The sequence below is a fragment of the Sphingobacterium chungjuense genome (assembly GCF_011316935.1).
GTDB lineage: Bacteria > Bacteroidota > Bacteroidia > Sphingobacteriales > Sphingobacteriaceae > Sphingobacterium > Sphingobacterium chungjuense.
On the sequence record NZ_WLYS01000003.1, the window covers coordinates 1 to 21,705 of the forward strand.

The 21,705-nt window shown below is 40.1% G+C and carries 17 protein-coding genes and 1 tRNA gene; 15 read left to right on the forward strand and 3 right to left on the reverse strand.

The annotated features are described in order from the left end of the window. The first annotated feature begins 254 nt into the window (after positions 1–254). The 4 genes from GKO22_RS07775 to GKO22_RS07790 all read left to right on the forward strand — a co-directional run bounded on the left by GKO22_RS07775 (position 255) and on the right by GKO22_RS07790 (position 3,512). Positions 255–1,265 (forward strand): ligand-binding sensor domain-containing protein, encoded by a 1,011-nt coding sequence (locus GKO22_RS07775; protein WP_166333894.1) that lies wholly within the window; start codon positions 255–257, stop codon positions 1,263–1,265. Between the two features lie 148 nt (positions 1,266–1,413). Beyond that, the gene (locus tag GKO22_RS07780) at positions 1,414–2,268 is read left to right on the forward strand and encodes a LytTR family DNA-binding domain-containing protein (RefSeq protein WP_166333896.1); all 855 of its coding nucleotides are present in this window, start codon (positions 1,414–1,416) and stop codon (positions 2,266–2,268) included. Positions 2,269–2,654: 386 nt separating this feature from the next. Beyond that, positions 2,655–3,113: a CPBP family intramembrane glutamic endopeptidase gene (locus tag GKO22_RS07785; RefSeq protein ID WP_166333898.1), complete on the forward strand. Its 459-nt coding sequence runs from the start codon at positions 2,655–2,657 to the stop codon at positions 3,111–3,113. A 168-nt stretch (positions 3,114–3,281) separates the two neighbouring features. Continuing rightward, positions 3,282–3,512 (forward strand): hypothetical protein, encoded by a 231-nt coding sequence (locus GKO22_RS07790; protein ID WP_166333900.1) that lies wholly within the window; start codon positions 3,282–3,284, stop codon positions 3,510–3,512. A gap of 62 nt (positions 3,513–3,574) precedes the next feature. Here the strand turns inward: GKO22_RS07790 and GKO22_RS07795 are convergent, their stop codons facing one another. Next, positions 3,575–3,979, reverse strand: a complete 405-nt coding sequence (locus GKO22_RS07795) for a DUF4180 domain-containing protein (protein WP_240920208.1) — start codon at positions 3,977–3,979, stop codon at positions 3,575–3,577. 210 nt (positions 3,980–4,189) lie between these two features. Between GKO22_RS07795 and GKO22_RS07800 the strand changes: the two genes are divergently transcribed. Genes GKO22_RS07800 through GKO22_RS07810 form a run of 3 tightly spaced genes read left to right on the forward strand, consistent with a single transcriptional unit; the run spans position 4,190 to position 7,614 of the window. Continuing rightward, on the forward strand, positions 4,190–4,774 hold the full coding sequence (locus GKO22_RS07800) for a hypothetical protein (RefSeq protein ID WP_166333902.1): 585 nt from the start codon (positions 4,190–4,192) through the stop codon (positions 4,772–4,774). 3 nt (positions 4,775–4,777) lie between these two features. Next, positions 4,778–6,898, forward strand: a complete 2,121-nt coding sequence (locus GKO22_RS07805) for a cation:proton antiporter (protein ID WP_166333903.1) — start codon at positions 4,778–4,780, stop codon at positions 6,896–6,898. 11 nt (positions 6,899–6,909) lie between these two features. Continuing rightward, positions 6,910–7,614, forward strand: a complete 705-nt coding sequence (locus GKO22_RS07810; protein ID WP_166333905.1) for a hypothetical protein — start codon at positions 6,910–6,912, stop codon at positions 7,612–7,614. 101 nt (positions 7,615–7,715) lie between these two features. Here the strand turns inward: GKO22_RS07810 and GKO22_RS07815 are convergent, their stop codons facing one another. Beyond that, positions 7,716–10,793: a non-ribosomal peptide synthetase family protein gene (locus tag GKO22_RS07815; RefSeq protein WP_240920209.1), complete on the reverse strand. Its 3,078-nt coding sequence runs from the start codon at positions 10,791–10,793 to the stop codon at positions 7,716–7,718. A 702-nt stretch (positions 10,794–11,495) separates the two neighbouring features. Between GKO22_RS07815 and GKO22_RS07820 the strand changes: the two genes are divergently transcribed. The 8 genes from GKO22_RS07820 (at position 11,496) to GKO22_RS07855 (ending at position 20,324) form a co-directional block, all read left to right on the forward strand. Then, a tRNA-Ser gene (locus GKO22_RS07820) sits at positions 11,496–11,583 on the forward strand. A 1,074-nt stretch (positions 11,584–12,657) separates the two neighbouring features. Beyond that, positions 12,658–13,710: a patatin-like phospholipase family protein gene (locus tag GKO22_RS07825; RefSeq protein ID WP_166333907.1), complete on the forward strand. Its 1,053-nt coding sequence runs from the start codon at positions 12,658–12,660 to the stop codon at positions 13,708–13,710. Positions 13,711–13,833: 123 nt separating this feature from the next. Next, positions 13,834–14,799, forward strand: a complete 966-nt coding sequence (locus GKO22_RS07830) for an ROK family protein (protein ID WP_166333909.1) — start codon at positions 13,834–13,836, stop codon at positions 14,797–14,799. 89 nt (positions 14,800–14,888) lie between these two features. After that, positions 14,889–15,074 (forward strand): CsbD family protein, encoded by a 186-nt coding sequence (locus GKO22_RS07835; protein WP_066751133.1) that lies wholly within the window; start codon positions 14,889–14,891, stop codon positions 15,072–15,074. A gap of 260 nt (positions 15,075–15,334) precedes the next feature. After that, positions 15,335–16,309, forward strand: a complete 975-nt coding sequence (gene sbnA, locus GKO22_RS07840) for a 2,3-diaminopropionate biosynthesis protein SbnA (RefSeq protein WP_166333911.1) — start codon at positions 15,335–15,337, stop codon at positions 16,307–16,309. A gap of 10 nt (positions 16,310–16,319) precedes the next feature. Then, on the forward strand, positions 16,320–18,161 hold the full coding sequence (locus GKO22_RS07845) for an FAD/NAD(P)-binding protein (protein WP_166333913.1): 1,842 nt from the start codon (positions 16,320–16,322) through the stop codon (positions 18,159–18,161). Further along, positions 18,133–19,566: a Y4yA family PLP-dependent enzyme gene (locus tag GKO22_RS07850; RefSeq protein ID WP_166333915.1), complete on the forward strand. Its 1,434-nt coding sequence runs from the start codon at positions 18,133–18,135 to the stop codon at positions 19,564–19,566. The genes GKO22_RS07845 and GKO22_RS07850 overlap by 29 nt, the downstream gene beginning before the upstream one ends. Before the next feature lie 104 nt (positions 19,567–19,670). Continuing rightward, positions 19,671–20,324 carry a hypothetical protein gene (locus GKO22_RS07855; protein ID WP_166333917.1) on the forward strand — a complete coding sequence of 218 codons (654 nt, stop codon included), beginning with the start codon at positions 19,671–19,673 and terminating at the stop codon, positions 20,322–20,324. Between the two features lie 33 nt (positions 20,325–20,357). On the opposite strand, the gene gdhA is transcribed toward GKO22_RS07855, so the two are convergent. After that, a complete protein-coding gene (gene gdhA / locus GKO22_RS07860; RefSeq protein WP_166333919.1) occupies positions 20,358–21,692 on the reverse strand; it encodes an NADP-specific glutamate dehydrogenase in 1,335 nt (444 codons plus the stop codon). Positions 21,693–21,705: the final 13 nt, after the last annotated feature.

Genomic DNA, 21,705 nt, shown 5'->3' on the forward strand with positions numbered 1-21,705 from the left:
CACGAAGGGCTGGGTAATCGTACGCCGATTGAAGCGGTCAGAAAAATACCCAAAAACGAAGCTGCAGAAGTACTAAAATAAATTAGAAAATAGCAGATTTTGCTGTCTGAAAAATGGGGTACTTACAACACGAGCGCTATTATTAACCGCTAAATCACTATTTTTAACGTAGTAACATTCAGGAATTCAAAATTGATTTTTTGCTTTCTGAAGTTTTGTGATCACTTAAAAATCTAACTTGTTATAATCGACTTATGAAGCTTTCGTCTTTATGTACCATTGTTTTATTGTTAACCATACTGAACGGCTGTACGCACGAAAGGAAAAGCAAGTCTGCGGTTGAAACGAAGCAGTCACACCATATCACCGTACCGAAGCATATTACGCGCACGATCAAACAGGATAAAAATGGCATTATATGGATCGCTGCATTTGACGGTGTGTTTCGGTATGATGGAGAATCCTTCGAAAACATTATGGAAGGCATCAGTACCGCTCGCTATTTCTCGATTTTAGAAGATCAAAAGGGCAGATTTTGGATATCTTCTGTAGGATCAGGTGTATTTCACTACGATGGGAAGTGCTTCGAACACTTTACGACTAAAGATGGGCTTGTGCATGACAACGTAACCGAAATCTTTGAAGATAGTGCTGGCGCTGTATGGTTCAGTACAGAAAATGGAATCAGTAAATACGACGGTCAGCGATTCCAAAACTTTATTATAAAGGAGGGAACGAAAGATAATGCCGTCAATGCCATCGTGGAAGATCAAAATGGAAATTACTGGGTAGGAACTAGAGGAAATCTTTACTTATACGATGGTACAGATTTCAATATAGTCACTCATCAAAATAGTTCATTGCAAAATGTGCGAAGCATTATAAAAGATCAAGAGGGACGCATTTGGTTGGGAGGTAATGATGGGCTCTGGCGATATGATCATACTGGTTTTACACAGTTATCGCAGGATTTTGTTGGCAATATCTACGAGGACGAGAAAGGTAATATCTTAACTAGTTCTTCGGAAAATCAAAATGACAACGTTCATCTCCAACACGATAAAAACAATGAAGTAAAAAACTGGAAAATAGTACGCTACGATAAAAATGATTTAGATAAGGCTGTGATTTCACCAACTGCTGTCATAGAAAATCAAAAAATGCTTTTTGGAATGTTGCAAAGTGCGGATAAAGACTTGTGGTTTGGGTCACTATATGGTATCAATCGCTTTGATGGTCATACCATTGAGGATTTTAAGCAATAAATAAAAGTTTCAGAAGTCAGTAATGGCTCAGTTCAATCTATAATAAAACGTCGTTAAATTGTTATCTATGCACATTATTATGCTTAGATTAGAAGTAACTATTTAGGCAAAAAAGTAAATCGTAAACGAATTTCAATTTTTACAGCATATGCTTAGTATCCAATATCCAAATCCCAGTAGTGAAACACGCAAGGAGCTGGTGTGGACATCAGCACTTGCGGGAGTTTTTCTTTACGTTCTTTTGTTAATCTACCAGCCGTTTGGCACCAGCCAATTCAATCATGAATACAAATATGTATTGCTTTTCCCGTATGCTTTAATAGCCGCTACCGCATTCGGAGTTGTAGGATGGCTAATTCCAAAGGCAAAGAACACTTGGACATTAGGTTTAGAGATCCTTAAAATGGCGCAAATACTTTTGATCACCTCGGTGTTGTCATACATTTACAATACGATATTTATCAGCAAGATTCCCATTTCGATCGAAAACTACGTGTATATGTTAATATACACATTGGCATTGTGGACTCCGATATCGATCATTTACCTACTGGCAAGGTATATTTATCTAAATAACAAACAAACTGAAATCATAGATAGGAGCGAGGTAGTCTCAGAAGAGTTTGCTAAAACCGATTTAGAAGATCTTAAACTGTGCATTGTTTCTGATTATGCCTTGGATAGCTTAGAAATTAGATGTGGTGATTTTTTATATGCTGAATCTGCTGACAACTATTGCAGCCTCTTTTTCTACCAGAACGGCATAGTGCATCATAAAATGATTAGAATTTCGCTGACCAAGTTAATAGAACGGATACCTGCTGATGGGATACAACAAGTACATCGTTCATTGGTGGTTAATCTAAACAAAGTGGTCAGTTTTAAAGGAAATAGTGCAGGCTATAAAATTTCGATGGAAAATGTGGGTAAGCCACTCAGTGTTTCTAGAAAATATATTAGTTCAACTATCCCATTTCTTAAAAAGCTGAACACTCGTCCCTAAACATTGTCAGTCGCCACTTTTGACTATTTCGTATTGCTTATGCATCCTACATTTGCCTGAAATACGAAATGAATATGAAAAAGCGCTCCTATTATCCAATCTTCGTGATTGGGTTCGTTATCTATTATTTGTTGGACATTAGTTTCTTTTCTGCATGCCAAAAACAGATTATGATTTGGATACAGTCTAAATCATTAGGACATGTTCTTACCTATGCTATAACTATACTTCCGCTACTCTTAACTACAGCTCTGTTGCGTAAGAGTCTCAAATATGTTTCTAGAAATTTAGGGGTTAATGGCAATCTGCTTGTTGGTATGTTATACGCTTTTTTATGTACTTTGCCAATGCTGGTCGCGTTTACACTAAGATTCGAACTGACTACGATGTCATTTGATACCATTATCATAAATACCATTTCATCGGCGTTTTTCGAAGAGCTTATATTTAGAGGCTTTCTATTTGGCATGTTGTACAGATTTACACACTTAGGTTTTCTACCCGCGGTTTTTCTAGGTTCGTTGCTTTTTGGTATCGCCCACCTCTATCAAAGTACAGATACGACTGAACTGGCTGGAATATTTATCATGACGTTTCTAGGATCTATCTTATTTGCGTGGATTTACAGCGAATGGAACTTTAACCTTTGGACTGCCATCTTCCTACATTGTTTTATGAATCTATATTGGTTGATTTTTAATGTGGATGATACAGCTCTAGGAGGAATTTATGCTAATGCATTTCGGTTTGCTACTATTTTTATCGCTATAGCCGGCACCATCATTTACAAGCAGAAATTTAATATTCCGATGAGTATAAGTCGTAAAGATTGGTGGCTAAAGTGATCCATAGATCAAAGAATTGCTAAGTGAAATTCAATAATTTTCCTAATTATTGTTAAAAAATACCTGCTTTTGGTAAAATATTGAATTTTTGCAATATCATTGTGATATTAATAAAATGGCGATCCAAAATGGAGCGTTATATATTTACAACCAAAAACTGATCTTTATATGTTTGCCTATTTTATACGACTGATAGTTGCACTATGTGCATATATAGTATTTCCCAATGATTTGCAGGCGCAACAGGGGAGTGAAATAGGAATCATTTCAAATGATATAGATAAGGTAGAATTAGATATGAACTTGGAGAATGATGTACCACTAAAAACACAAAACACTTCATTAATGAAAGTTAGAGGTCATTTAAAAACACCAGATCTAGCATTTATTTTTAGCTAAAGATTTTTCTTATAGAACTAGCTAAATCAAAGTTCGATTGCCTTCAAATATCTAGAGTCCTATTAATTAGATAATACCTCTATCGCTTCTTCTTTAGATTTAACAAAATTTACTTGTCGTCCTTTATTACTCTCTCTGATAAAGTCCTGTAAGCTATTACTAGTGTAGGCTGAGAAATCACCGACAATCACTAATCGAAGACGATAGTTGCTGAATTTTTGCAAAATATCACCAGCTAAACCACTTTTAAGATCGAAAAAACTAGGCGCCAGATTGTGCTCGTAAACAATCACACGCTCAGCGCCATGATAGTAAAGATTGCCTACTAGATCTGATCCATCTTCGCTATTTGTAACTACATCATCTCTTGAAGTCAATTCAGCAATTTCAAAATTTCCAATTTTATATACTTCTATTTTAATGTTTTCCATTTCTTCAAAGTTTTTAACCACTTTTTTAGGTAGCATTTCGCACCTATTAGGTATATATACGCCAATTGAATCCTCACTTTTAAGACTACGCTAACAATATAGCACGAATTGAGTGATTTCTATATCTTTTCTCAACAAATGCCACATCCATCCAACAATGGTACAATTACTGTAGATAAAAACAAATATGAAAATTGCCAGTTAATCAGGAAGACCATATTCTATCAAATCCAAACGAAATTCACGATGCGAACGACGTCTTTATATCTATCTGCAATTGTTATTATTTTCCTATCGGCCTGTGGTGGCGATAACTCAAGATCTGTCGAATTAGATAGACGCGAAGCGGCACTTGCAGAACGCGAGAAGCAGGTTGACTCCATTACCAAAGATTACCAAGCGCTATTAAACATGCGAGATAGCTTATCGCATATTAAGACGGTGCAACTTGACACGATCATCATGAATGCACCTTGGACAGATTCTTTGGTTGGCGAATGGGAGAGTAGATTGGTCTGTATATCCACGACTTGTCGGGGATATGTAATTGGCGATCAACGCACAGAACATTGGAGTTTCCTATCAGATAGCACTGGTCTTTATTTAGAAGTGACAGGTAAAGCCAAGTCTCCCAAAACATATCTGGCGAAAGCCTCCGCAAATAGAAATGAACTAACCTTGAAAGAACAAGAAACTGAAAGTGCTAGCCCAGCTTCTTTATTGTCATTTTCAGAAATTAGCAGCAGACAAATACGTGGGCAAAAACGCAACACCGGAGCAGACAATTGTAAACTAGTATTTTCCGTTCTTTTAACGCCGAGATCAAAATAAAACATGGTAAACTTAGCTATTCACGGATTCACTTTGCCGGTAGAAGATCCGATCATCAAGTTTTTAATCGAGTTGGTGATCATTCTCTTTATTCCGATTCTATTAAATAAAATTAAAGTTCCCCATCTTTTAGGGCTCATCATTGCAGGTGCTATTGTCGGGCCAAATGGCTTCAATATTTTGCTTCGCGATAGCAGCGTTGTTGTGATTGGTACGACCGGATTGCTGTATATCATGTTCTTGGCAGGACTAGAAATTGATATGGGCGACTTCAAAAAAAATAAATGGAAAAGCATTACCTTTTCTGTCTATACCTTTGCCGTACCATTTGCTTTAGGACTATTAGGAGGATACTATGTGCTAAATTTCTCTTTATTAACCTCCATTCTCTTCGCCAGTTTATTCAGCTCGCACACACTCATTGTATATCCATTAGTCAGCAGTTTGGGCGTGACCAAGAAAATCTCCGTAAACGTTACCGTTGGCGGTACCATGATTACCGATGTGCTTTCCTTATTAGTTTTGGCAGTCGTCGTCGGGATGACGCAAGGAGAAGTCGGAACGGCATTTTGGGTACAGCTCACCGTATCCATGATCTTATTTTCGTTGATCGTATTATTTGTATTCCCAATCATCGCTCGTTGGTTTTTCAAAACCATCCACGATAAAATATCCCAATACATTTTCGTCGTGGTGATTATCTATTTGGGTGCGCTTTTGGCAGAACTTGCCGGTGTAGAAGCCATCATCGGGGCATTTTTCGCCGGCTTGGCTTTGAATCGATTAATTCCGCATACCTCACCGCTGATGAACCGAGTTGAGTTTGTCGGCAATGCTTTATTCATACCTTTCTTTTTGATTAGCGTCGGTATGTTAATTGATTTTCGCGCATTTATTAGTAGCTGGGAAACATTAGGTGTTGCTGCAGTGATGTTGGTAGCTTCTATTGGCGGTAAATATGTTGCTGCGATATTAACGCAAAAAACTTTCCGTTTTACCAAAGATGAGGGCATGTTGATCTTTGGTATGAGTTCCGCATCAGCGGCAGCTACATTAGCAGCGGTACTCGTCGGTTACAATATCATTTTGGGCGAATCACCCAATGGCGAACCCATTCGATTGCTCAGCGAACATGTGCTCAACGGCAGTATTTTACTGATTTTAGTTTCCTGTACCATTTCTTCCTTCGTATCGATGTCCAGTGCCCAACGCATTGCGGAAGCAGAGAATGAGAAAACCGTGTCGGATAGTGATGGGCAGGAAGAGAAGATCTTGATGCCCATCAATAATGAAGAGATGACGCAAAAGATGATCAATCTGGGTCTACTGATTAAAAATAAAGGCACTAAAGAAGGTGTGTATGTAATGAACGTGATCAATGAGGAAACCAAGGAATCCTCCTTGAAAAATGCGGAAAAGATCCTGGAGAATGCGGTGAAATTAGGTGCTTCGGCAGATACCTTGATTACCCCAATCAAGCGATATGATAGCTCGGTCGTATCGGGGATTAATAATGTGATTAAAGAAAATGAAGTAACAGATTTGATCATCGGATTGCAGAAGGAGCGTGGCTTTACACCATCCTTTATCTATAACTTGTATAATGGATATCTCAAAAATGAGCATGTCAATCTGTTGCTGTATCATGCGATTCAGCCGCTTTCCACGATTAAGAATTATGTGGTTTTGATTCCGCCAAGAGCGGATCGTGAGCCCGGATTCTTTTACGCCTTGCTTCGGATCTGGAATATTGCCAAAAACTCTGGCGCTACCATGCACTTCTATGCCTCTGCGGCCATGATTGATGTACTACAACGCATTTTGAAAAAGTCAAATATCGAAGCAGAAATGAGCGAAATAGCGACTTGGGATGAGGCGCAACAAAAAGCAGAGGATCTTGGGCGTGATCAGGGACTCATTATTGTGATGGCGGATCGCAATCTATTCAGCTATGCTTCGCAAATGCATGCCGTCCCTGATTATTTGAATAGACAAGCGGTGGACAACAATTATATTCTCATTTATCCGTTCTCAAAAGAACGAAACATTGCGCAAGAATCTAGATCAGTAAATAATATTAATGATTTTGCCACCATCGGTAAATTGATCTCGAAGGTTTTTTAAATAGATTGATCATGAGTACTATATCTATTCCGATGCTTGTAGCACTATTATTTGCTGTGATAATAAATAATTCAGCGACTGCGCAGCAAGGGGAACTTAACCAACTGCAACGATCAACTGTGGGTGACTGTCAATGTCCGGAGAACATATATACTAGTTCTGCCCCTAATCATACATTTACATTTTCGAATGACAAGCAAATAGTGGTCTGCGGTTACGGAGTGGACGAGCAACAACCGGATGTCTTATCCGAATTTGTATTAGCAGAATGCGGAGTCGATACGGTAATCGATTTTTGGGGTGCTATGACGATTTGTCGATTGGGGTTTAAACCAGACACGCTATTCGTGCAGGAATTATATGAGTTGCCTACGGGCGATGATTTTCAGCTTCGCGAAATCGTATGGACGATAGAGGAATTTTCTTATAAAGGCGGCGAATTAATGCGGAAAAAACGTATAAATCGTAACTTAAAATTGTATGATAACGCCACTATTGAAAACGTGTTGTACCGATACAAAGAGGCCGATAACGTCTTAAACGAGGATAAAATGCTATTAGCGGATCAATTGTTTACCGCCGCTTTAAGCGCTCATGCAAAAGCGAAATCAGCCTTCTTGGATTTTCGTCGGCGTTTTCCAGAATTAAGTGGAGCGTACCTACAACAATATCGCATTCTCACCGAGATGCTTAGTGCATGGGAAGAAGGGAGATGAAGTGCTTTAGATATTGCGCATCTGCTGTTGATCTCTATCGAAGAAAAAATAGAGCGTCATTTTGGTTTCAAAATGACGCCCAGTAGTATTTTTATTTTTCGCTAATCTTTTATGACGCCCATGTATTTCAGGTAGGGTGTCATCAGTTTTTCGTCAAAAACTGGTGGCTCTAAATCCGAATCAGCTAAGAAACGCTTCGTGTTGGAGCGATCGTAATAATAGGTATTTTCATAGGCTTCTACCAAACACTTACCTTCGTGGATATCTTCTGTAAATAATGCTAACAAAGGATATATCGGTAATTGATCATCATTTATCCATTGTTCCAACCACTGATGGTATTCCATTCCATCCAACTTAAGATCGTAATACTCTTTCATTTTCGAGCAGAAATCTGTTAGTGAAACGTCGTTCTCTGCCAATGGAGAAAGGTGAAAATTTAAGCCTACGGATTCTTTTTTCTTACTGATATGCACAATCGCTTTGCACATATAATCTACGGTAGTCAATTCGTCTTTCAGCCCCATGACCAAAGGGAATGATTTGAGTTGCACACAGCTCCTGATTAGAGCGCCCCACCATTGATTCATCACGGTAGCACCAGAAGTACTATGACACACGGCAAACCCTAATCTAAAATTGATGATCGGCAATCCCTTGGCTTTGGCCTTTTCGGCGATACTTTCCATCACCCATTTGCTTTTGATGTATCCCAAATCTCGTGTTATGGCAGGCATATTCTGGTAAATGGAATCATCTTCGTACATCCACGTTTTTTGGGTAAATGGGCGACCCCAGCTAAATACACCCATCGAAGACAGTAATACGAGATATTTCGTCTTTTGATGAACAGCCAATTCAATAATATGGTGCAAACCATCTATATTTGGCTTTTTGATGAGAGAATAAGGTTGCACGTAACTAACCGAACTGCCAGAATGATAAATTACTTCCACCTTATCCGATATAAAGTCATAATCTTGATCACTGATGCCAAATTTATCTACGGATAGATCGCCGATCACTGCAACGGTACGATGGTCATATGCTGCCAACCACGGCAATTTGAACTTTGCAAAAGTGTCCTTGATTCTTTGTATGCCATCCTCGGCATTGGCAGCACGCACCAAGCTGTAGATCGTAGCAGTGGTATTTTTTAATAGCTCTTCGAGCAGATGCGAACCCACAAATCCTGTCACTCCAGTCAGAAATATATACTTGGGATTAGCTAATATAGCAGGGTCAGGCAGCGTAGTAATGTTGAAGTCTGTATGCAATTGGGCATCTTGAATCAGTTCTCTCTCCATCTCCTGTGCCCGAATTTTTTGAGAAACTTCCACTTGTTTCAATCGGTTTTCCACTTCGGTCACAAAAGAAGAAAGCGTCGTATAAAGGTATAATTCAGGCAAGGTAATTCTATTCCGTACCTTTTCTGGAAGCAATACATGCCAATGAGCAACCAGCAGCGAATAACCACCCAGTTCGAAAAAATCGTCATCATCGTGAACTTCCGTAATATCTAATAATTCTGACCAAATATGCTGTACCACATCCCGTAGATTATTTTCATTCCATATTGGCATAGGGGATGCTTCAGAAACCGTTTCTGGAATGATCAATTTTGCCTTATCTATTTTTCCAGCATGCGTAAGTGCCATTTTTTCGACAAAGACAATCTTATCGGGAATCATATATGCCGGCATCACCTGCTGTAGCTTTGTTTTAACAGCATGATGCGTTAAGGTTTGTAGATCCTGATGCTCGGCGAACTGCACAAATGCGATCAACGATGGTAAACCATTCGCTTTTTGCTGCACTTTGATAGCAGCACGCTGGATTTGTGGGAGTTTGGTCATATGGTGTTCAATTTCAGCCAGCTCTATACGGTATCCTCGTATTTTTACCTGCTCATCTCTTCTTCCAGAAAACTCCAAGTTACCATCGGATCGCCATTGGACAATATCACCGGTTTTATATAATGTACGATATTCGCCCAATTTTCCGTGAAGCCATTCCGGCGCCTCAATGAAAGATTTCTCAGTATCTTCCGGTCTATTCAAGTATCCTAAAGCCAATGGTAAACCACCGACATAGAGCTCGCCAGCAACAGCTGTGCCTACAGGTATTAAATTTTCATCCAACACGAATAGGTGTGCATACGGAACTGGATTGCCTATAATCCTTGGATTTGGTTCTTCCTTAAATTCGTAATTGGTGACCGCTACAGTGGCCTCAGTCGGACCATAACTATTGATAAGCTTGATTTTCTTGTACCAAGCTTTCACAGTAGCTTCTGTACAAGCTTCTCCACCTATTCCGATGGTATGCAATTGTCCAATGGATTTATTTGTAGGCAACGACGCCAATACCATTGGTGGCATCAAGGGCACCGTGTCAATGTTATGTGCTACTATGTAATCAAGTAATGATTCTCCGACTATTTTATTGTTGGGATAAAGATAAACCGTAGCTCCATTGACCAAAGGAACCCAAATATCAATGACAGCCGCATCAAAACTTGGAGAAGCAAATTGTAATGTCTTACTGTGATGATCTATACCTAAAATCGCTGCTTGATGCATCACAAAATGAAAAAAGGAGCGATGACCTATCATCACTCCCTTTGGAACTCCAGTACTTCCCGAAGTATATATCACATAAGAAGTAGATTCAGGATCAAAATTTACATCAATATTCTCTTTTGATAGGTTATTAAAGTCCGCATTATAATGCAATAAATCCAAAGATACAGAACGCGTATGGCGACGCTCTATTTTGTCTTGGTACAGATCCTCCGTTAATAAGAAATCTACAGCAGCATCTTCTATCATAAAATTAATGCGTGCCTCTGGCAGTTCCCCATCAATTGGCAGATAAGCTGCACCACTTTTCAGTACTGCTAAAAATGCGATAATTCTTCGAGCCGATTGAGCAATGCATACGCCAACAATACTGCCTGCTGTAATATCGTGCTCAAGGAGATAGGTGGCCAATTGATTAGCCTGTTGATTCAGTTCCTGATAAGTAATCTGAACATCACCATCGACCAAAGCGATTTTAGTCGGATTTTGATCACTTTGCTGCTCCAATGCTGTAACGACATTGGGATTTTCATTCCACAACTCTGATTGTTCAAAATCAGAATTTAGTTTACTGAACATTAATGCTTTTTCTTTCATAGGAATTTTAAATTAATGATTGTAATTAGGATTACGTTTGAGAAAAACGTACACCATCAGTGTACTGTTGGAGGGACAGTATGGAGGATGCATACAGCTATGACCTTTTAAAAAAAAGGTCGAAAACGATACGTCTATACACTTCTTTTCCATAACTGAGTTTTAAAATTTTGTCAGTGAAATGGGCGTAATTTATGGACTCATATGCCACTTAGCACTTGTAGAGCTATAGTAAAAGATGTTCTAAATCTAGTTTATACTGTACATGGCCGCTACAGGTAGCTTCTAAAATCATGAGAAAGCTCATCTTTAAATAACACATAAAATTCACACATATGACCTTATTTAATAATAAATAATTAGTGCTGAATTATTATTATTAATCAAGACACTATCGTCAATAATTTTAAAAACATATAATGCAGAAATACAATTATTTAAGACCGTAAATTATTACACGAATATCAATTGCTTCATTCATGGAATACATACCTAATGATATAAAGGTATAAAGAGATCATAATTAATAGTTTCTCATAGATGGTTTATTTACAAATAAACAAAAAACTTAAATAGGGTTTAGCATATTTTTGTTATTTTCTTCTTAAAAAATCATTAACGACCGTGTGAAAAACGTCGTCGAAGCACTTAATAATTGTTTGGTGTTAATGCGGATAAATACTATATTTGCACTCCATTCACGGATAGGTGTCAGAGTGGTTGAATGAGCAGACCTGGAAAGTCTGTATACGGGATGACCGTATCGAGGGTTCGAATCCCTCCCTCTCCGCAGGAAAAATCCCTTGTTGAAAGACAAGGGATTTTTTGCGTTATATTAATTCGAATACAAGCATAGGGTAGGGTTCGATCCGAAGGAGGTTTAAGGCTGAGTTTGGGGAATGTGAGGCTAAACCAATCCCTCCCTCTCCGCAGGAAAAATCCCTTGTTGAAAGACAAGGGATTTTTTGCGTTATATTAATTCGAACCGAAGCATAGGGTAGGGTTCGATCCGAAGGAGGTTTAAGGCTGAGTTTGGGGAATGTGGGGCTAAACCAATCCCTCCCTCTCCGCAGGAAAAATCCCTTGTTGAAAGACAAGGGATTTTTTGCTTTATATTAATTCGAACCGAAGCATAGGGTAGGGTTCGATCCGAAGGAGGTTTAAGATTGAGTTTGGGGAATGTGAGGCTAAACCAATCCCTCCCTCTCCGCAGGAAAAATCCCTTGTTGAAAGACAAGGGATTTTTTGCGCTATATTAATTCGAACCGAAGCATAGGGAGGGTTCGATCCGAAGGAGGTTGAAGGCTCGGAATTCTATATTAATGCGAAAACAGCAAAAACTAAAAAACCCTCTAAAAAGATGAGCTTTAAAGAGGGTTCATTTTTGTCATTTTGTATCAGTTGATACACCTTTGATACTAACGAATGTTAGTTGTAATTGTATCGCAAATATAAAATTATTCTTTGCATAAGGAAAGAAAGAAAAACCGTAAAACGATGCTTTGAATCTACTTCCAATATTTAAAACAATTGATTACTAGCTTACTTAGCACAATACCCCCTTAAAATTTGGGGATTTTAGTATGATTAAATACTTTTTAAAATAGGAGATCAGTGAATCTCTCTATTTAGCGTGCGAAATTTAGTGCAATTTCAGGACTACTGGCAGTTAGTCTATTACATGTACTTTCAAACTTAATATCCTGGTTGCAAGCAGCACTCACAAAACCGCAAGTCAAGTCAAAAAAGTTCAATACCAATAATCAAACAATTATACTATCATTTTAATATTATTACAACCTTCGCAGACCTGAATCATCTAAAGAAAAGTTTCTTTTATTAACTTTATCGAAAACAATACAGTATGAAGCGAATTTTATCAATTGATGGCGGAGGGATTCGTGGTATAATTCCAGGAATGGTTTTATTAACCATGGAGCAGCGGTTGCAAGAAAAGACTGGCAACCCCGAGGCACATCTGTCCGAGTATTTTGATTTTTTTGCCGGCACAAGTACAGGAGGCATCCTTACTTCGATTCTATTATGTCCGCATCCTGATGATGCGACTAAGCCACGTTTTTATGCTAAAGAAGCATTAGACATTTACCTCAAATACGGACCATCGATCTTTTCGACAACACGTTGGCGGCGATTTCTGAGTAAGTTTGGGTTTCTGACAGAACTATACGATGCAAAAACACTAGAAGTTACGCTGGAAAAATATTTTGGCGATGTGAAGTTAAGCGAGTTATTGAAGCCTGCTATTATGACAGCGTATAACATTGAATTACGTAAAAATCATATTTTTCGACAGCAGAAAGCAATCTCGCACGGCGTTACAAGGGACTTTTACATCAAAGATGTGTGTCGCGCAACGGCCGCAGCACCAACCTTTTTCTCAGTCGCTGAAATCTTTTCGCTTGCCGGGACGCGTTTTCCTTTATTAGATGGCGGAGTGTTTGCGCACAACCCAGCCTTAACTGGACTTTTGGAAATGCTAAAGACATACAACACCTTTGAAATAGACGATGTGCACATTTTGTCGCTAGGCACCGGCGCTGCTAAGAATGTATATGATTACGAAGATTTTAAGAAAAAATGGGCTATCTCGATTGGACCCGCATTGGTCGATATTATGACTAGCAGCTCTTCCGAGAGCAACGATTATTTTCTAAGACAACTGTTTCGATCCGTCAAAAAATCACGGCAATACACTCGCATAGAACCTGCCAACGTATCCTCCATATCTCCTGCAATGGACGATGCATCGCCCGGAAATATTCAAAAGCTAGTCTCACTCGCCGATAATGTCATTAGTGATTACGATGAAGTGCTGAATAAAGTTCTCGATGATCTTATTATCGATAAGAAACAACACAAAGACAATTCTATGTGGAATTTTCTTCGTAGAGATTAAGGTATCACCAATCGTAATTTTATATTTTGCTATATTCAAGTGTGTAAAAATCACACAAAGTACCTATATTAGCAATCGTGATGCTCGATGGAGCGATACCGTAAAATCAAGAAATAAAAAGAAATGTCTGTAGTGCAATCGGAGGAACGTGTAGTTCTTGGGATAGATATTGGAGGTACCAATACAAAGTTTGGATTAGTAAATGATCAAGGTGTGGTACTTGAAAGAGGAACTATACGCACCAATATTTACAAGGAAGTAAATGATTTTATTGATGCCTTATATTCGGCAGTAACTCCGTTGTTAGAAAAGCATTTGTCTGAGAAAGCTTTGACTGGTATAGGTTTAGGCGTGCCAAACGGCAATTTCTATACAGGTACGGTAGAGTATGCGCCAAATCTTCCTTGGAAAGGCGTTATTCCATTTGGAGAATTAATCTCAGAAAAATTTAGTGTACCATGTAAAATCACCAACGACGCGAATGCTGCTGCACAAGGCGAGATGTTATTCGGAGCTGCTCAGGGTATGAAAGATTTTATCATGATTACATTGGGAACGGGTGTTGGAAGCGGAATTGTAGCTAATGGAAGTCTAATCTACGGTCATGATGGCTTTGCTGGAGAATTAGGACATACCATCGTGAAACCTGGCGGTCGCAAGCATTGGAGCACCGGATCCGAAGGAAGTTTAGAATCATATGCCTCAGCAACAGGTATCGCCATCACGGCTAAAAAGATGCGCGCGGAATTTCCCGAATCCATGCTCAATAATTATCCAGAAGATGCTATTAACTCAAAGACCGTATTTGAATGCGCTTCTCAGGGAGATGCCATCGCGATCGAAGTTTTCCGCTACACAGGTCAGAAATTGGGCGAAGCATTGGCCAACTTTGTCATGTTTTCTTCTCCAGAAGCTATTCTATTATTTGGTGGCGTAATCCGTGCAGGTGATTTCATCTTGAATCCAGCAAAATTGCATATGGAAAGAAACCTTTTACCGATCTTCCGCAATAAAGTTAAAATTATTTTCAGCGGTCTAGATGAGTCAGACGCTGCTATTTTGGGCGCCAGTGCACTAATTCTTAGCTAAATCATTTTTCCTTCCGAAAATTTGTATCTACAAGCAAACATAATTTTAGACTGCTTGTTGTACTACTAAACAAACTTAAGGAGGATATCATGAGTGAATTAACATGGAAAGGCCGTTGGAACGAGCTTAAAGGAAAAGTAAAACAACAATACGGTAAATTAACTGATGACGATTTGACTTACGCAGAAGGTAAGGAAGATGAGTTGATCGGCCGTTTGCAAAAAGAAACTGGTAAAACCAAAGAAGAGGTTGAAACCTGGTTGAACAAACTATAGATTCTGTTTTCCCTGATCAGGGCACAGCATCAGCGTAGAAAGTGCGGATTATATGTATAATCCGCACTTTTTTGTTGCAAGAAAACGTAAAAATACAACCCCCTTCAAGCAAAACCTACATCGCATAAATTTGTTATATAATTTGGAAGGCTGATCTCGCAATCTTTGAATCGATCATGCCTTCGATAACGTTCGTTACCTAGAAGCGACTTGGTGATCACAAAGAATGGATAACAGATAATTTAGCAAGGGAGGTCACGATGCAACTCACACAAATCAAAAATCAGAAAAACGATATATTATCGTGTATTGGAAATACGCCACTCGTCCGATTCAATAACCTATTTTTAGGACTGGATTCGACCGTATACGGCAAACTAGAAATGTTGAATCCCGGTGGAAGCATCAAAGATCGCACAGCGCATAATATCATTCGCCACGCGATGAATCTCGGAAAGATAAATGCCAACAGTGTGATAATAGAGTCTACCTCTGGAAATATGGGGATTGGATTAGCTCGAATCTGCCACTTTTATGGCCTAAAACTTTTCTTGGTAACAGATCCACACATCAATCCATTAGCAGAGAAGATTTTGCGCACATTCCACGCCGAAATTGTAAAAGTGACTACGGATGACGGTACGGGTGGTTATCTTAATTCCAGATTGAAAAAGGTCGAGGAATTGCTGCAGGCAATACCAAATAGTTTTTGGCCAGATCAGTACCATAATATGGACAATCCAGCCGCGCATGAGCAAACGTTCAAAGAAATTGTTGAAGATCTGGGCACCGCACCCGATTATCTATTTATCCCTACCAGTACTTGTGGTACTTTGCGCGGATTTGCAGATGCGATCCAGCAAATGGGTGCGCAAACACGCATTGTCGCAGTTGATTCGGAGGGAAGTTTGATTTTTAAAGACAAACCAAGTCCAAGGTTAATTCCAGGAATGGGTGCCAGTCGTAAATCGCATTTTTTGCTTCAAGATCAAGTACACGATGTCGTGCATGTGAGTGATGCAGATTGTGTAACGGGTTGTCATCAATTGTTGGCTCAAGAAAGTATTTTGGCGGGCGGATCATCTGGTGCTGTCGTCAAAGCTATCGCTAGCTATCAACAGAATTTCTTGTCGGGACAACAAGTTGTCGCTATCATTCCAGATAACGGTGAGCGCTACCTCGACACCATTTATTCCACGGAGTGGTTGGAAAAACATGGCTTGAAAACGGATTAATGCCACGCGTATGATTTGGAAAAAAGAACATTTGTCTGCCGTAGCAAAGCAGTCACCAAACCTCATTAGCCAGCTAATCACCACGATTGATCAAATCAACAACGATGTGCGGCACAAAGGGATAAAACGCATTGGTATCGTAGGTGGTGGCCCAAAGGGAATGTATGCTTTAGAACGCCTATTGCACACGCTACAACAAACAGAATATGACGAACCCATACAGGTTTTGTGGTTTAATGAAAATCCACATTTTGGTAGTGGCAATAATTACTCTGTACAGCAGCCTGATAATTTACTCATAAATTACTGTATTGGTAATATCGACGGCTGGCTTCGCGACGATGTAAACACCGAAGTCAATGAACAGCTTTCTTTAACGGATTGGGTTGCTAAACATCAGACTACTGATGTAGAAGTAGCTCCCACAGATTTCGCGTCGCGTGCATTAGTCGGCTATTACTTGCAGGATATGCTGGCGCAATTGCATTCATCTTTACCAAATCAGGTGGCATTATCGCTCATTGTAGGTGCGGTGACAGATATTTCATATACCAATCAGTTCAAGATTTCCTTAGCAAACACCGATGACACTTTGCTAGTAGATTATCTCTTAATGGCGACGGGGCATTGTTACCAGAATGTGCCACCTTTTAAGATTTCAAAAGATGACGCACCGCAAGAATATATCGCTAGCGCTTATCCCGTCAATCGGTTAGACGCTTTACCAAAAGGTCGGCCTGTCGCAGTGATGGGACTCGGACTTACTTTTATTGACATTTGTTTGCAATTGACCGAAGGTCGAGGCGGTGTATTTACCGAATCAGGCACGTATATTCCATCTGGTGATGAGCCTGTTATTTATCCCTTTAGCCGCACCAATTTACCCATTCAACCCCGGGGCCCGATATACGGTGATGCACGGTATGTCGTTCGTACAAACACAAAACAAGCGTTGCAAGACTTAGCCGATGAACGAGCCGACCGGAAAATTGACTTTCAGCAAGAAGTATTGCCGATCCTGAATGCGGAAATACAATTTGCCTATTACAGCACGCTTTTACAATCTTCTGATGAGGAGACCGTGGAAAGATACATAGATGAACTATTTGCAGATGAAATATTCTCGATAGACCAATTATTATTTCCAAAAATGGATTCCTCAGCAAACCAACAGCAGGTTGCAATAACCTATCTGGATGAAAGCATTAAAAGGGCAGAAGAAGGGGAGTTGCACAATCCGTACATGGCAGCGGCAGCGGTTTGGCGCGAACTGACGCCGCAGATTGGCGAGTTGTATAACTTCGGTGGACTCACGGCCGCAAGTCACGCATATTTAGATAAGCAATTGTGGAGCGCTTGTTGCCGCACCAGTTTTGGACCACCGATCGCCAACATGAAAAAAATTAGCGCATTGGCCGATGCTGGAATTATTCAGTTTGCCATACCTCCACAATCACAGATCAGCTACGATGCCGACAAAAAAACTTTTCAAATTGGAAATGAAGAAGAATACCAAACAGTATCGTATCTCATTGATGGGCGCATTGCGCGCAGCGAGATTGTCCGGAAAAATTCTCCTTTATACGATCAATTACTCAATCGTCGATTAATCGAGATCTTTAAGAATGATACTTACCAGCCTGGCTGTATTGCTATCGAACAAGACGGCAGAACAACATCTACCAGCGATAATCAGGAGATTCCGCTTTATTTCTATGGTACGCCGACAGAAGGCATATTATTTGATAATGATTCCCTTTCTAGGGTTCGAAACAATTTGGCTAGTCCTTGGGCAGACCGTATTCTACAATTAATCAACACACATGACATCTACGCACAACACGAAAGATAGTAACCACCTACCGCTTACACCTATCATGCATCCGTGGATCCAGGATTTGGTGGCCAATTCGTCTTTACTGCATAAATCCGTCAGTAAATTCAGTTCGCCACTTAACGTACAATCTTTAGTTCCTTTTGAGGAAAATATACGAGCCTTCAAGTCAGTGTTTGACACCTATCAGCTTAAACATCGTGTTTATTTTGCGCGCAAAGCAAATAAGTGCGTTACCTATACTAAACAGGCTGCAGAACTGGGCGAAGGTGTCGATACGGCCAGTTTTGAGGAGCTTGCGCAATGTCTGGAGGCTGGCATAAATCCCACGCAACTGATATCAACTGCTGCTGTTAAAACGCAGCGATTAATGGAGTTGGCCGTAGATAACCACGTTACGATCGTCATTGATAATCTCGATGAACTGGACTTATTGGAAAAAGTAACTGAACGCACCGGTAAGCAAGCCAACATCAGCCTGCGTGTGGGCGGGTTTACGATGGATGAAGTTAAACTGCACACCCGATTTGGTTTCTCCATTTCCGAGGCTAAAAAGTTGATATTGGAAAATTTAGCCCATCATCCCAAGATGGAATATGTGGGTTTACATTTCCATCTCAATGGCTACTCTATTCCAGAGCGCGCATCAGCAATCGGACAATGTATTGAGCTAATTGATGCGCTCGCAGAGCAAGACGTGAAAACTTTCCACTTGGATATTGGCGGTGGTTATCTCGTAAATTATTTGTCAGATCGCTCAGAATGGGAAACTTTTCATAAGGAACTTAAGCGCGCCTTGCTCGAAGAACGTCCTGAGTTGACGTATCGTAATGATCCCTTAGGAATTGTAAAGATTGACGATACGCTATATGGTGAGGCGAAAGTGTACCCTTACTACAATGAAGTACACAAAGAAGGATTTTTGGACAGTATATTGACAAGTAACGTCAAAGGATATGATCAGCCTATTTACCAGTTATTGCGAGATCGTGAGATAGAAATGCGTATCGAACCGGGAAGATCACTATTGGATCAAACTGGTATTACCGTTGCACGCGTAGCATTTCGCAAGCATGATTCTGCCGGAAACCTGTTGGTTGGCTTGGAGATGAATCGTACACAGATGAAAAGTTCCAGTGCCGATTTTTTGTTGGATCCGATTCATTTGCCGCACAATTTGCTGGACTCGTCCGATGGTGAACAAGAAACTTTCGGTTATGTGGTTGGTGCGTATTGTTTAGAACAAGAATTTATTCTGCTTCGCAAAATCAAATTTCAAGGTACTCCAGCCGTTGGCGATTTATTGGTTTTTGTGAATACCGCAGGCTATATGATGCATTTCTTCGAATCGCAAGCGCATCAATTTGCGCTGGCAGAGAATGTGTTTTATAGTGGAGATAAGGAGTTTCGGTTGGATAGTTGATGATAGGCTTCGAAAAGACACTACCTTTTAATAGCTGGCAAATTATTTATCAGACTATTAAACTCTGGTATCTTGCATACAGTCCAATTTATATATCGATTATTATGAAAAAACTTGCGCTATTTCTATTTCTGATAGGTATAAATTGGGGGTTATTTGCCCAGAGACAAGCAATAGATACCGATATATTCGGAGATCTTAACTATCGCAGCAATGAAGGCAATTATAGGGCGACATTGAAGAAAAATATCTTTGACGATCTGGTCTTTAGTGATAATCAGCGTAATGAAATTACTTACGAAAAGAAGTATCTGCTCAATCAGTATCCCGGTATTCTAACCGATAATAATCAAAAGCGTACCGTCTTCTTAAATCTGATTCGAGAGAATCGTCGGAGTGAGGGCTACAAAGCAAAGTTTAGCATTGATATTTTTGATAAGCTTGTCATTGAAGACAATGAGGGATATAAATTGGAAGAAGGGAAGGATATTTTCGGTTCGATACAACGTGATGAGCGGATTAATGGTGTGAATACGAAGCTCAATAAAACCCTCAATGGTACGTTGGAATTTACTGCTGGAAGAGATAGAGCTTCCCTACAAAAAGAGTTCTCTAACAAACGGGTCTACAGCGATAGCATGGGCAATAGATTGGAGTTTTCAGCAGAAACTTGGCAGCGATTGGTAAAACGCTATAGAACAGAGGAAGACGCCTTTATGTCGTTAGTAGATCAATATTTAGGGCAAATTACGCCCTAAATATTGATCTGACAACTTCCTAATAGAAGTACGTTAAACAGCACCTTGATCCATCATCGCACCAGCGACTTTGATAAATCCGCCGATATTTGCTCCTTTCAGATAGTTAGGAATACTTGTTTTGCTATCCCCATATTGGATACAGGTTTCGTGAATATTTTGCATAATCTGCTTAAGTCTTTCGTCGACTTCCTCGCGCGACCAGGATTGACCGATCGCATTTTGCGACATTTCTAAACCAGAAACGGCAACACCACCGGCATTAGCCGCCTTTGCTGGACCAAATAAAACCTCATTTTCCTTAAACAAGTGAATCGCTTTGGCTGTCGATGGCATGTTGGCACCTTCGGCAACCAATATGCATCCTGATTTTATTAAGCGCTCGGCATCTTCCTCATCCAATTCGTTTTGTGTGGCACAAGGAAGTGCAATGTCGCACGCGAATTGCCAAGGCTTCTCGTCTGCATGAAAAGTAGCTGCTGGATACGTGGAAGTGTATTTTTCCAGTTCACGGCCAAGTGTAGCTATATGGGCTAGTTTTTCCGCGTCAAAACCGTCTTTATCATACAGCGTCCCCGAACTATTGGATAGCGTAATTACTTTTGCACCTAGTTCGATGGATTTTTCAGCGGCATATTGCGCCACGTTGCCGGCACCTGAGATACACACAACCAGTCCGCTAATATCCTTCTTCTGATGCGAAAGCATTTCTTGTACAAAATACAAAAGCCCATAACCCGTCGCTTCCGGACGAATATAAGAACCACCCCAAGCCGTATCTTTACCCGTAAGTACGCCGGTGAAATGATTGCGTAAACGCTTGTACTGACCGAAAAGAAAACCAATTTCTCGGCCGCCAACGCCAATATCGCCAGCAGGAACATCCGTATCCGACCCGATATGTCGGTGTAGCTCGGTCATGAAACTTTGGCAAAAACGCATTATCTCATGATCTGATTTCCCCTTCGGATTAAAATCTGAACCACCTTTTCCGCCTCCTAATGGTAATCCCGTCAAACTATTTTTAAAGACCTGCTCAAAGGCCAGAAACTTTAAAATACTAAGATTGACCGTCGGGGAGAAGCGCAAGCCACCCTTATAAGGCCCAATGGCACTATTCATCTGTACACGATAGCCACGGTTAACCTGTACTTCTTGCTTGTCATCTAACCACACCACACGGAAACTAACCACGCGTTCGGGTTCTGTAATGCGTTCTACAATTTTTGCCTGCAGCCAATCTTGATGGTTTTCCTGCATATAAGGAATCACGTCTTCCATGACCTCATCCACTGCTTGTAAAAATTCTGGCTGGTGTTGATTTCGTTCCGCAATGCTATGCAGCATGCTTTCGTAAGTTTCTATCATCTATAACTTTATT